This window comes from Posidoniimonas corsicana, assembly GCF_007859765.1.
GTDB classification, from domain to species: Bacteria; Planctomycetota; Planctomycetia; order Pirellulales; family Lacipirellulaceae; genus Posidoniimonas; species Posidoniimonas corsicana.
In genome coordinates, this window is record NZ_SIHJ01000001.1 from 3,819,407 (window position 1) to 3,832,791 (window position 13,385).

Below are 13,385 nucleotides of genomic sequence, written 5' to 3' on the forward strand. Positions count from 1 at the left end.
AGCCGACGCTGCAGCGAGCGCCGGCCGCAGCGGGGGCGTCTGTCCATTAGATCACGAGGGCGGTGATCTTCAACAAGAAAAACCAGGCCACGCGTACGCCAACGCACACACCCGGCGGGCCGCGTTGGGAGGGCGACCGCTCCCGCGGCCGACGGCTAGTAGCCGCTAGCCAGCCGCCAACTACTCAATCTCCCGCCGAAGCAGGATCATCTTTTCCAGGTTGACGTCCTCGCCCGGGCGGAAGGCGACCGGCAGCGTGCGGTCGACAATCCAGAAGCCGCGGTGGCGGCGGGTGTCGCCGGTGTCGCTGCCCATCTCCTTGCCGAGCTGGTAGCCGTCGGGGTAGACGCGGTCGTACAGGTCGCGGTTGTTGTTGAACCGCGCCTGCACCGGCACATTCGCCGACCCATCGGGCAGGGTCCACGGGGCGGCCGGCGTGACCTCGAAGAACCCGACCGTCACCCAGATGGCGAACACGCCGCTGCGGGTGGTGGCCATGCTCGACACCCGCGTCAGCGGCATGTACCGCAGCGCGGAGTTGCGCTGGCCGTTCAGGCCGGCTTCGGTCACACCGGCCGAGAACAGCGGCACGCGGGCGGCGCCCTGGTACTGGTCAGGCTCCAAGGCGTACCCCTGGGCCAGGCCGGTGTTGGTGTCGAACAACGCCGTGTCGCCCGCCAGCCCGGCCTCGCCGGCGTCGTCGGTGACGCCGTCGTTGTTGTCGTCCTGTTTGATCACGCCCCAATGGGCGTCGGCCGACCCAGCCGCAGTTATCGGGCTGAACGGGTGCGAGCGGAGCACCGACGCCTCGGCGCCGGCGTGGACCAGGTCGGCGATCGGCACGAGCTGCCCCTCGTCCGGCTCGCGGAAGGGGTTGCCGAAGAAGGTCGGCACCAGCGGGTTGAGCGACATCTCCGAGGTGTCCTGGCGTTCGGAGCTAAACGCCGTGTCGACGTAGCCCCGGCGGCTCAGCACCACGTCACGCCACGCGGGGCCGCGGTGGCCGAGCCGCTGCAGCACGCCGCCGGTGTCGACCAGGTTGCCGTCCCGGTAGCGGTGCATCATGCCGTCGTACGTGGGCGACCAGGTCACCAGCGGCGACAGCGGGTCCGGCCGCACGCCGGTGATCGTGTTCAGGTTGACGCGTCCCGGCTCGCGGTACTGGTCGACCCGGTTGAACGGCGCCAGCAGGCCGGCCCGCGGGTCGAGCGGGGCCCCGAGGGTCGAAGTCAGGTTGAAGCCTTCGGGGTTGAGCGTGGTTTGCGATGCCACAAACCGTGACGGGACACGCACGTAGCTGGTCAGCCGGTGCAGGTTGGGCGCGCCCTGGGGACGCAGCGCCACGCCGTTGTTGCCGTCGTCGCTGTAGGCCAGGGCCGGGATGCTCGAGGTGCTGAGCATATTCAGCAGGTGGCCGAACGAGCCGTGCTGGAACGCCTGGCGGGCGTCGTTGTTGGCGGCGTCGTCGCTCAGGTCGACCACCGCGCCGTTGTAGTCGTTCGGCACGACGCTCCGGTCCGCCGAGAACACCGAGAACTCGTTCCCCAGGCCGGCCGCCGTGGTGGCGGGAACCTGCAGCAGCTCCAGCGCGCTGGCGAACGGGCGGTTGTTCCACGTGACCCACGGGTAGGTGTGGTCATCCTGCGGGCCGCTGCCGCTGTGGGGGCGGGTCATCGGCGCGCCGATGAGGTCGCCCGGCACGCCGTCGGCGTTGGTGTCGACCTCGTGGTAGGCGGACGTGTCGAGGTCGGGGCTTCCGTCGTTGTCGGAGTCGATAAACGCGTTGCTCGTGTAGAACGGCGTGTGCGGCTCGGCGATGTTACGCGCGCCGTTCACGGCCGGGTAGAAGCTGTTGGCGTAGCCCAGCGAGTGCCGGATGGGCGAGTTGAACACCATCGGCCGCTCCGGTTCTAGCTCGGTCGTCAGGTTCATGAAGCCGGCAAAACCGTTGCTTCGCTGCGGCGTCTGGCCGACCGGGTCGTACCACTGGTAGGCGAACTGGCCCGGCGCCTCGGCCAGGGATGACACGCCCTGGTTCCCGACCGCGATGTCCTTGCTGATATGGGTGGGCTCGCGGCTCCAGGGCGAGCGGGCCGGGGGGACCGCCACCGCCGATGGGTCGGCCGCGGCGGGGATGGCCGTGGGGTCGGCGACCGCCGCCTCGTAGCCGCCCCGCTGTAGGCTGGCCATGTTCATGAACACCAGGCCGGTGCGGGCGCCGCCCTGCGCCTGCGGCACGCCGCTGCGGAGGGTGGCGGGGTTGTTGGGGTCGTCCGGGTCGGCCGCCGGGTCGACGCCGTTGAACGCGGTCAGGTCGACCGACTCGGTGTCCACAGTCACGTACGGGTTGACCGGCAGATCGGTGTCGTGCTGCGCGTGGTTGGTGTCGACCGGGTTCCAGGGAAGGGTCGGGTCGGCCAGCCGCTGCAGGTGCACCGAGCGGAAGTTGGGCGTGGTGACGCTCTGCGTCAGGTGCGGCTCGGTGTCCGGGTCGTCCAGCGGCGTGTCGAGCGGTCCGACCTGCACGTTGCCCACCAGCGCGCCCTCGCCGTAGGCGGCGTTGGGCCACCAGCGGGCGGGCGCCTCGTTGTCGAGGTTCAGCATCTTCAGCAGGTAGCCGTCCAGCGGCGTCGAGACCGCCAGCCCCTCGATCGGGATCGACACCACCGGCTGGATCTGGCGGTTGGCGTTGTTCGGCGAGAGCGGAGTCCGATTGAGCGGAGTGGGATCGAATCCAAGGTCCCCTACCGTTTCAGCGAGTGTCGTTGGGTCGGAACCGTCGTCGATCGGCGGGTTCGTCAGGTTGCGGTCGAACGTGCCGTCGCCGTTGGCGTCGATCATCCGGCTCTCCGGGCCGCCGTTGTTCAGCACCGCGAACTGGTGGATCTCCGGGTTGGGGTGCGGCATCATGTCGAACCGGCGGGTCAGCCGCAGCAGGCTGTCGTGGTGCATCTCGTCGCGCCGCTGGCCGGGCGACTGGTTCTGAACCGCGCCGGTGTTCTGGGTCGAGGCGAACGCCCGCCCGAACGGCGTGATGTACCGGCCCGGGAACTCCTGCTGCTTGGTCGGCGGGTTCCAACGCGCGTTGTACTGGTAGCCGGCGGTGCCGATCACCGCGTACCGGCCCGGCAGGATCGGCGCAAACGGCTCGTAGTCGTCGTAGTCGCCGTCGCCGTCGATGTCGGCGGGCGGGAAGTGGTGGTCGAACACCCGCAGCACGGTCTGGCCGTTCTCGGTGACAATCTTGTTGCCCTCGGGCCACAGCAGCCACTCGTTCACATTGTTGCGGAGCGTGCCGGCGGGCAGGCCCGCGTTGCGGCGGGGCAGCATGCGGCCGGTGAGCGGCACGTCGTACCACCGCAGCGGGATCCGCACCCGCAGGTCCTCGGGGTCGCGTTCTTCGGCGGGTCGGTCCTCGTTGTTGCCGGCGCTGAAGTAGATCGCCCGATCGATGTACGCGCCCTGCTTCTGCTTGTCGGCCCGCAGCGAGCCGTTGGCGTCGGCCCGGTAGGAGGGGACCTTCAGCGGGTCGAACGACGGGAAGTCGGGGTCGGACGCCAGCGGCCGCACCTCGCCCTGCGCGACGGCGCTGGCCAGCCCGTTCAGCGAGGGGATATTGCCGAAGGCCTCGTAGTCGCCGTAGCTGCCGTTGTCGAAGGTGAGCTGGTCGTTGCGGAGCCGCGGGTCCTCCTCAACGACGATCATCCGCCAGACCGGCGAGAACTTGCCGTCGGCGTCGGCGGCGTCGCTCATCCGGTCCAGCGCGATGCCGGTCTGGCCGGTCGCCGTGTTCATGGTCACGGTGCGCGACAGCTCGGCCGGCTGCGGCGAGTCGGGGCTGTTGGGGTTGTAGACCTCAACAAACAGCGTGCCGAGCGGGCGGAGCCGCTGGTCCATGTTGGGGTCGGGGTTGGTGTTGGGGTTGGCGTTCCCGCCGGTCGGAGCGATGAGCTCGTTCTCCTGGCCCGGGTTGGGGCCGTCGTTGGGGGTGAAGCCCTCCAGGTCCTCGGTGCGGCGGTCGTGGGTGGCGAAGGTCTCGGTCAGGAGCAACTCGGGCCGCTCCATGCCCCACACCAGGCCGCGGGTGGCGTTGTGGGCCAGGGCGGAATTACCACTCTGGTTGCCCCAGCCGCCGGCGGAGACCACGCGGTACTGGCCGAGGTTCTCGTTGGTGCTGGGGTCGCCGTCGATGGGGTGGATCTGGGGGTTGGTCGTGCCGCCGCGTCGCCCCACCGAGCCGACTACGTTCCAGCCGTCCCACGGGTTCTCGTCGTACTCGAACGGGGTGCAGACGGCGTCCGCGTCGCGCATGTCGGCGCAGTTGATGGCCCACTGCGCGATCCGCCGGCAGGTGAGCTTCCGCCACGCAAGCCGGCGGCCCTCCTGCTTCTGGGCGGCCGACGCGGTGGGCGTGCCGTCCAGTTCGGCGTCGCCGGCGAGCGACTGGGCGATCTTCCAGGCCATGCTCGGCTCGCGCTGCGAGTTCGCGTTCAGCCCGGCGTCCGGGTCGAGGTACTCCAGCACCTGCGCGTCGCGCTTGTCGAACGGCGCCAGGTACTGCTCTTCCATCAGCAATAGCGCCATGCAGTACAGGTGGCGGGCGTAGAGCTGGCGGGCCATGTTGGCGTCGTCGTGGATGACTTCGCCTCCCGGCAGGGTGGCGCCACGGCCGTTGGCGTCCTTGCCGAAGGTGTAGTCGAAGGGGTACGAGAGCGTCGGGTCCAACGACTGGTGGGGCAGACGGTCCATGCTGCCTTGGAAAGCGTTGGCGCCGTTCTGTTCGAGGTGCCTCGAGAAATTGCCGTTGTCGTCCGCGATCCAGGGCTCGCCGGCTTCCAGCGGCTCGTCCACGACGCCATTGTTGTTGTTGTCGCGGCCGTCGCCGAAGGGGCGGTTGAGGTCCATCTTCAGGCCGGCCATCACTTCCGGGGCTAACAGGCCGCCGAACGACGCCCGCCGCTCGTAGTTCTGTACCCCGCCAAGACGCATGCTGAGGATCTCGTCGGTGGTGCGGGCGCCGCCGTCGATAATGCGGCTGACGGCCTCGGCGACCTCGGGGTCGGACGCCAGGGCGAGAACGTTTACGACGCCCTGCCGCTTCAGCTCGAGCACGATGCGGTACCGCAGGTAGTCCACCAGCCGCGCGCCGGCGGGGACCGGCTCGCCCATGACCACCGCGTAATCGTCCACGTCGGCGTCCCACGCAGCCTGGCGGTCGACGGTGGGGTCCACGTACGGCAGGTCGGAGTCGTTGGTTGGGATGCCGGGCAGGCCGTCGGCGCCGGCGACCAGCCGCGCGGTCCAGTCCTCATTAGTCGAGGGGATGTCGAAGCTCTCGGTCGTGACCGAGCGGCTGTTGGTGGCGGCCTCGATCTGGGCCTGCAGCAGCTGCGCGGGCGAGGGCTGCACGCCGCTGGTGGCGTCCGGGTTGGCGGCGGTGAGCTGGTAGCCCTGCACGGTCAGCTTCTGGGGGTCGAACGCGTCGACCAGGTTCCAGAGCCGGTCGGGCAGCCGCGCGGCGTCGGCGTCGAACGAGCGGAGGATCCGCTCCAGCTCGCCCGGCGAGAAGGGCGCGTCGTCGTCGATCGTGCCGACGCCGCCGTACGCGTTGGTCACGTCCAGCAGGTCCGCCACGTGGTCACGCCGCGAGTGGTTCATCAGGTCCAGCTCGTACGGCGAGTCGGTCTTGAGCTGGGTCGAGCCGCCGGCGTACACCTCGTACTGCGGCTCGAAGATCGGCTGGCCGGTGTAGTCGATCCCCACGGCGAACTTGGACCGCAGGTCCGGCATGCTCGCGAAGCCGCTGCGCGTGGCCCGCGGGTGGGCGGGCGTGTACTCGGGGTAGTCGTGCTTCTCGAGCGCCGCCAGCACGTCGAGGGTCGCCGGCGTCAGCGCCGGGTTGTACGGCGTTCCGGGCGCCACGGTCATCTGGTTGTTCATCAACACAGACGCCTGCGAGCCGTAGCGGCCCCACACCACCGGGCTGCTGGTGGCGGCCGAGCTGGCGCCCGTGTTCAGGCCGGGGCGGCCGGCGAACAGCCGCGCAAGGTCGTCGTAGCCGTAGTTGCCCACCCGGCCTGGGTAGCTGCGGGGCAGCTCGGGCGAGAGCACCGGGCGGAGCGTGATGTCGCCCGGGCCCCAGCCGCTGCCGTGCGGCAGGATGTCGGAGCTGAGAATCGCGGAGACAACACCGTTGGGGTCGGGGGTGGCGTCGCCGGCCAGGTTGCCGCCCGCGCGGCCGGTTGGCGTGCGTTGCAGCCGGCGGCCGTTGTCCCGGTTGCGTGAGTTGTCCAGCGTCTCGCTGGCCATGTGGTCGGTCGAGCCGTGCGCGTTGAGGTTCAGCCGCCCGTCGAGGTCCTGCACCAGGATGGCGAACAGCGGCCGGTAGAGCCGCCCGTCCTCGGTCCGCTGGACCGGCATGCCGAGGTCGACCCAGATGCTGTCGGGGATGCCGTCGCCGTTGTTGTCCACGTCCCACGGCCCGGCGACCTCGAACGACGGGAAGGTGATCGAGTCGCCATAGACCATCGAGTTGGTCGAGTTGAGATCGACATTGCTTGCCGTGTACGTGGCGAACACGTTGCCCCCGGTGAAGCCGGGGTGGTCCTCCGGCAGCGGACGGAGGATGTACTTGCGCTTGAAGGCCACAATCTGCGCGGCCACGTTGGTCGTGATGCTGCCCCACTCGTCGCCGGTTCCAGGAAGAAGGTCCGGCCCGTAAGGCTGGAGAATCGCCTTTACGCGTAGGTTGTTGTCCGAGACCGCCGCCATCAACCAAGGCGAGTTCCAGAGCTTGTGCAGCCAGTAGTTCACCAGCGCCGGCCGGTGGTAGGACGGGATCGGCAGGCCTTCGAGGTCGAGGCGCTCAATAACGCCACGACGCGATTCTCGAAAGAATCGATCGCACTCAATGGGACCGACAGTTGAATTCAAAGTAACCACCCGCCCGCGCCAACGCGGACGCTGCGGGTTGCTGGCCAGGAACATGTTCTGGAAGTCGGGCGCGTCGTAGGACTCGTCGGCGTCACCGGGGCCGACGAAGTGCTGGTAGAGCGAGTTGAGCGCCGTGAACGAGTTCTGGTTGTGGCCGAAGAAGGGGTCCTCGTTGGTGAGCGGCGCCGACGCGACACCCGCGCGCCGCCCACCCTGATTCAAGGCGAAGTGCGACGCCAACGCCGGCGTGAAGTACCGCGAGTGCGGGGCGAGGGCGGTCTCCATGCCGACGTGCTGACCGGAGACGAGCTGCAGCCGCTCCATCGTCGTGAGCCGCGCGGCGGCCGGGTTGCTCAGCAGGTCGAGGCCCACGCCCGAACCGTTGAACGGGCGGCCGTTGACCATGAACGTGTGGCCGACCAGGCCGGTGCTCGTGGCGTCGATCAGGTCGTGCTGCGCGCCGTTGACCGCCGGCACGCCGGCGGGCAGACGCAGCAGGCCGCCGTCGGCGCGGGGGAACGCCATCACGCGGAGGCGGTAGACGTCGTCCGAAGGGTCGTTGGGGGTTTCAAGGTCGAGCCGCTTGTAGTCGATAATCCGCGTCGACTGCCCCTTGGCCGGGCCGCTCAGCATCGTCAGCAGGCAGCCGTTGTAGTAGCCGTCGATCCGCGAGAGCGTGTGGTCAACCGGGACGCCGTCGGCGCTCGGCTCGAGCCCCACCACGAAGTCGGGCGTGAGCGCCTGCGTCTGCGCTGCGGCCTGGGTGTCCGCCGGCGTGCCGTTGATGTCGTCGCGGACGTAGATGTCGATGAGCTGCCCCAGCGTCGGGCCGCCATTGCCCGCGGTGTCTTCGGAGAAGCGCGACACGTACTGCACATTGAGGCCATTGAATCCCTGATCCAGCCGCGTGGCGTTGTACGGGGTCACTCCCGCAAACACGTTCGCCACAAACCCGTCCGTCCCGTAGGCGTCGCGCAGCAGGCTGTGGTAGCGGATGGCGGAGTTGCGGTCGTTGGTGTCGCGCAGCACCTGGCGCAGCGCGCGGTCCAGGAGGTCGGCCTGCTGGGGCGCCGCCACGTTGGCCTTGGCGCCGGCGCGCGCCGCGTCGCTGACGCGGCTGCCGGTCAGCACGAAGGCGGTGCCGACCAGCATGAACATCACGAGGATGCTCAGCACGATCAAGAGCAGCACGCCCCGCCGGCCACGGGCCCGCCGGGTCGCGTTGCGGCGGCGGAGGATCTGTCGGTCGCGTTCTTCTCGGGTACTCATATCGGTTCTCTCCTCAGGAGCGTCTGGCCCGCTCGCAAGAGGGATGGTTCGCTGGGCGCCGCCCGGGTTCCGGGCCGGGCGGCGGGGGTCGTGTTCGCTCAGTCGGCCCAGGCCGTGCCGGCCTCGAGCCGCATGGTGCGCGTGTAGGCGCCGACTGCGCCGTCAAGGATCAAGACGCGGAGGTCGTCCTGCACAACCGACGGATCGCCGCCGTAGTCTGCGGATAAGCCGGGCTCGACCTGCGAGCGCGTCGAGGCCGCCCAGGGCCAGTCCGGCCCGCGTAGCGCGAGCGTCGGGCCGAGGTAGACCGTCCCGCTGACCTTCTTGGCGTCGTCGTCGTTGAGCGCGACCACGCGGTACCACTGGGCGTACAGCAGCGGCCGCGCGGGCGTTGAGTTCGGGTCTGGGCCGTACACCATCACGTACTGCCCGGCCTTGAGGTCCTTCCACGGCAGGTTGTCCGCGAGGGTGTTGCTGAACTGGTCGATCTGCGTCTGTCTGCGGGTGAACAGCCGCAGCTCGCCGCCGCTGGGGCCGCCCGACACCACCGACCCCAGGCACGTGCGCTCGGCGCGGGCGAGGGTCTCGACGCCGCCGAAACCGTCGCTTGGGTTGTAGGCGTTGAGTGGGCGGCGGTTGAACACCACGGCCGTGACGTCGTAGGCCTGGCCGCGGCCGCCGTAGGCGAGCGCGTCGCGTCCCTCCGGCGTGCGGGGCACCACGCTGACGAGGTAGCTGTAGTGCAGGTCGGCCTGTCGGCTGAGCGGCCCGCCGCTGTAGGTCAGCACCCGCTGCTGGGCGGGCCGGTCCGCGCGGTCGCCGAGTTCGACGGCCAAGTCGTCGCTCATAGCGACCAGCTCGTCCGCCATCGCGAGCGGCACGGGCGCCACGCCCGACACCGTGTTGCCGGACGGGCGGCCTACGCTGACGCGGTTGATCGCCGCGGTGCTCAGCCACGGGCTCCACCATACCCGGTTGAGCATGGTGATCGGCGCGAAGCTCTGGGTCGACGCGGGAACGGTGCGGAGCGACTCGGCGCTCGTGTACTGGTTCGGGCCGCTCACGCCCGACGCGACGCCGAACGGGTCGACAAAGAACAGCGACCCGGCGTGGTGGTTGAGCGCCTGGTAGGCCGCGACCTGGTTGGTCCCACCGGTGTTCCACGTGCGGTAGGTCGCGTGGGCCAGCCGGTCGCGGAGGTCTTTTGCGAAGGGGCGGGTAAACGTGCCGTTGACCCGGCTGCCCGGACGGATCGCCCCGCCCCACGGGTTGGGCCGGCTGCCCCCATCGACGAGCTCGTAGCTGACCCAGTTCTCTGGGTCGACCAGGCCGCGGGTGACGGCGTCGTTCAGCGCGACGGCGGCCGCGGCGTCGGCGCGGTCGGACACCTCGGCACGCTGCGCGTAGAACGCGCCTACCGGGAACAGCGCCGCCACGCCCAGGATGCCGATTGTCAGCACGCCCATCGAGATCAGCACCTCGATCAGCGTGATCGCGCTGCGGGGCGGGAACGCCGAGCGGAGCCGGGGCAGGGGCCGCCGCGCGGAGCGGTCCCGCGGCGCGCGTGTGTTGCACGCCGCTGTCGGTCCGCCGGGTCTGTTCATCAAAATAGCCATTGCTTCTCTGAGTCTCTTTGCGCCCCTGTCGGCTCCCCGCTATCCGCTACTTGCCGCCCTGCGAGACGGCCTGGCGGGCGAACTCGCGGGCGGCGGTGATCTCTAGGTCGCGGCGCTGCGACACGTTGGCGTTCGCCGCGAACTGTGTCGGCTCGACGAACGCGTTCTCGACCGTGGCGACCGCGCCGGTCTGGGCGCCGACCACCACCCAGCGGGCGTCGCCGTTGAGCCAGTTGAACGTGTCCTTCAGGTCCTGCTTGTCGCGGTCGCTGCCGGTGAAACCGGCGAACGTGTCTTCCGGCGCCGGAATGTTCTCCCGCAGCCCCACCAGCAGGAACAGGTTGCTGCTGACCAGCGTCCGCTCGGCGCCCGCGCCCTGCAGCGCCACGTTCAGGTAGGCCTCGTTCATCGCGCCCTCGGGCGTGAACATCACGATCACGTCGTCCGGGTTGTTGTTGGGGGTGGGCGTGCCGCTCGAGTCGGTGCGGTACGGGTCGTGCAGCCGCAGCCCGCTGCCGAAGCCGGAGGCCTCGAGGTCGATGGCGGTCTTCTCGTTCATCAGCAGCGGTTCGCCCGACGCCTTGGTCGGTTGGCGGAGGATCTTGTAGCGGAGCGGCTCGGTCCAGAACGGCGCAGCCCAGGTTGCAGTATCGGTGACACGATTCCCGTTTCCGTCATAGACGAGGTTCAGCAGCTGGCTATAGCCGCTGTTTGGAGCGGGGCCTCCGGATACCTGGAACGTGTTCAGGTTGCCGGACACGACCTTCGCGCCCATTGTTGAGTCGGTGTCGGTGTAGAAACCCTGATCGTTCCGCGGGCTGGTCTCGTCGTTGAATTCAAGAAGCAAATCGCCGACCTGAACGCGATCACCAACCCTGATGACTGCCGGCAGCGGATCAATGTCGTAACCAGGTGGCAGCGGCACCGGATCGTTCATGTCGCCGCGCGTGACGAAACGGACATTCACTTGCCCGGGCACCAACACGCCGGCGGTGTTTGTGTCGTACGAGAGCATTACCCGCGAGTTCGAATCGAAACCCGCGTAGGGGGGCTGCTGCTCGACGTAGTACAGCTCGAGGCAGACGCCGTTGTCCTCGGCGCTGCCGGTGTCGCGGGAGAGCTTCTTGAACGCCACGCCGAACGGGCGGCCGGTCTCGCGGGCGCGGGTCTTGGCGCCGGCGATGAACGTGTTGACCGCGCGGGCCGCCTCGCGGAGCCGGCGGGAGTCGTCGGCCGGCGCGATCACCGGGATCGCCGCGCCCAGCAGGATCGCCATGATGGTGATGACCACCAGGAGCTCGACCAGGGTCATGGCGGATCGGGGATTGCGGATTGCGGACTGCGGACTGAACCGCGCACAGCGGCCGCCCTCGCAACAATCCGCAATCTGCAATCCGCAGTCCGAAATCATGCTACCTTCCGGTGATCAGGTGGTTGTGGATGTTGTCGGTCGACTCGGAGCGTTCGGCGATGGCGCCGAAGTACTCGTAGGGAGCGCCGGCGCCGCCGTCGGTGTCGACGTACGGGTCGCTGTTGACGTTGACAAACACCTGGGGGTGGATCAGGCCGTACTCCTGGTCGGGCCCGGCCGAGTAGATCAGCGGCAGCAGCCGGAAGCCGCTCGGGACGTCCCCCGCAGCGAACGTGTCGACACGGAACAGGTCGAACGGGTCGTGGTCGCGTGACACCGCGAGCTGCACGGCCTGCTCTGGCGTGGGGCTGGGCGTTTCCTCGGTCGCCATCATGGCCGGGTTGCTGGCAATACGGTCCAGGCCCGCGTAGCTGAGCTGCACGTCGGAGTCGAACCCGGGCGCCCAGCGGATGAACTCGATCGGGTTGCCCCAGGAGTCGATGAACTCGGGGGCGCCGTCGCCGTCGGTGTCGCCGATGTCGGTTTCCTTGAACAGGCCGGCCGCCTCGCCGTCGCCGCAGGCGAGCATGACGATCAGGTACAGGCACTCGGCGCCCTGGTTGGCCAGCAGGTCCTCGACCGAGCCGCCGCTGTCCTGCAGCGACTGGATCGACCGGTTGTAACGCCGCAGGAACATCGACGACATGGCCGACCGCTGCCGCAGGTACGTGGGGTTGGCCGCCGCGTTCTGGGGGTACTGCGTCAACGCGGTGACCGGCAGCAGCGTGATGTCGCTCCAGCGGTCGGGCAGGTCCATCTTGAGCTGCTCCCGCGTTGCGAACAGGCGCGCCTTGGCGAGCTCGTTGCGGTTGGTGGAGCTAGCGACCGCCGCCAGCGTGGCGTCGTTCAGCTCCACCCGGCGGTGCCGGAACGAGTCGTAGTGCTGCGACAGCAGCGTGTGCAGCCGCGTGACGAGCGACTCGGTGCGCGACACGCGGGCCGTGTTCATCGCCAGCGTCGACGCGCCCAGCAGCATGCTGGCCAGGATCGCGATGATGGCCATCGTCACGAGCAGCTCCACCAGCGTGAAGCCTGTACGCCGAATTGTCCCGCCCGAGTGGTTCACTGCGAGTTTTCCAGCGTGGTGTTCTCAGAGAAGTTGACGATGGTGTCGCCGATATCGCCGTTGAAGGGGCCGTCGGGGTAGACCACCAGGCTTGGCGCCGCCGACGCGATCGGCGTCTCTGGATTGGTGCGTAGCTGGATCGGCGGGACGAAGCAGAGCTGCTCGAAGTTGTCTCCCCACTCGCCGTCGACGCCGGCGTGCATCACCTGGAACTTGCCCTCGTTGGCCGGGCGTAGCGACCTCAGTTCCAGCACGTTGGCGGCGCCGGCCTGGAACTTCTTGATCGTGAACAGCGGGTTCGCCAGGCCGGGGTGGGCGATGTCCCGGATGCCGCGCGACGCGTCGAAGTAGACGAGCGGCTCGGTTGATCCGGAGGGGAAGTACTGCCAGAAGTTGATCTGCAGATTATCGGCGTTGCCATCGCCGTCGCGGTCGAACGGCTCTTGGTAGGTGATAAATCGTCCAGTGAATGAGGAGGCGTCCTTCGGACCGAGCCGTGCGTCGTTGGGCCGGGCGATCCAGTTGCGGTTGGAGAGGTCCTCGGGGTGGTCGCCGTCGGCGATAAAGGCCGGCCCCCCCTCGCCCGAGATTGGGTACCGTTCGTCGCTGCTGAACCGCTGACGCCAGAAGATGACCGCCTCGGCCGGCGACATGCCCCCCTCGAGGTTGGCGTTGCCGCTGCCCATGCCGACGATCGCGGCGAGCAGCGCGTCGCTCTCGCGGTGGCGTGGGAAGCACTTCTTGAAGTACCGCTTGAAGTCGTTTAGCACGGCGGTCTTGAGCGTGGCGTCGACGCGCGAGTCGCCTGCGGCCCCGGTGATCGCGTCCGGCGGGTAGGCGTTGCCGGCGACCTCACCGGCGAAGATCTCCATCGACTCGGCCACGCCGTTGACGTCGCCCGAGATGCGCGCCCGCAGGGCGGCGATCCGCGCCATGTTGATCGCCGGCAGCAGCAGCGCGATCAAGATACCGATGATGGTGATCACCACCAGCAGCTCGACCAGCGTGAATGCGGACTGCGGGGTGCGGGTTGCGGGTCGTTTTGAGTTCATAGCGACCTTCCTTCGGTCGGGGTTGTGGCTGTTGGCCT

5 protein-coding genes are annotated in these 13,385 nt (G+C 68.9%); all 5 read right to left on the reverse strand.

From position 1 onward, the window contains the following. Positions 1-180: 180 nt before the first annotated feature. The 5 genes from KOR34_RS14705 to KOR34_RS14725 all read right to left on the reverse strand — a co-directional run bounded on the left by KOR34_RS14705 (position 181) and on the right by KOR34_RS14725 (position 13,347). Positions 181-8,202: a hypothetical protein gene (locus KOR34_RS14705; protein WP_146565310.1), complete on the reverse strand. Its 8,022-nt coding sequence runs from the start codon at positions 8,200-8,202 to the stop codon at positions 181-183. A gap of 98 nt (positions 8,203-8,300) precedes the next feature. Then, positions 8,301-9,806 carry a hypothetical protein gene (locus KOR34_RS14710; protein WP_146565311.1) on the reverse strand — a complete coding sequence of 502 codons (1,506 nt, stop codon included), beginning with the start codon at positions 9,804-9,806 and terminating at the stop codon, positions 8,301-8,303. 58 nt (positions 9,807-9,864) lie between these two features. Further along, on the reverse strand, positions 9,865-11,229 hold the full coding sequence (locus tag KOR34_RS14715; protein WP_146565312.1) for a prepilin-type N-terminal cleavage/methylation domain-containing protein: 1,365 nt from the start codon (positions 11,227-11,229) through the stop codon (positions 9,865-9,867). 1 nt (position 11,230) lies between these two features. Next, positions 11,231-12,295 (reverse strand): type II secretion system protein, encoded by a 1,065-nt coding sequence (locus tag KOR34_RS14720; RefSeq protein WP_146565313.1) that lies wholly within the window; start codon positions 12,293-12,295, stop codon positions 11,231-11,233. Further along, the gene (locus KOR34_RS14725; protein ID WP_146565314.1) at positions 12,292-13,347 is read right to left on the reverse strand and encodes a prepilin-type N-terminal cleavage/methylation domain-containing protein; all 1,056 of its coding nucleotides are present in this window, start codon (positions 13,345-13,347) and stop codon (positions 12,292-12,294) included. The genes KOR34_RS14720 and KOR34_RS14725 overlap by 4 nt, the downstream gene beginning before the upstream one ends. Positions 13,348-13,385 lie beyond the last annotated feature (38 nt).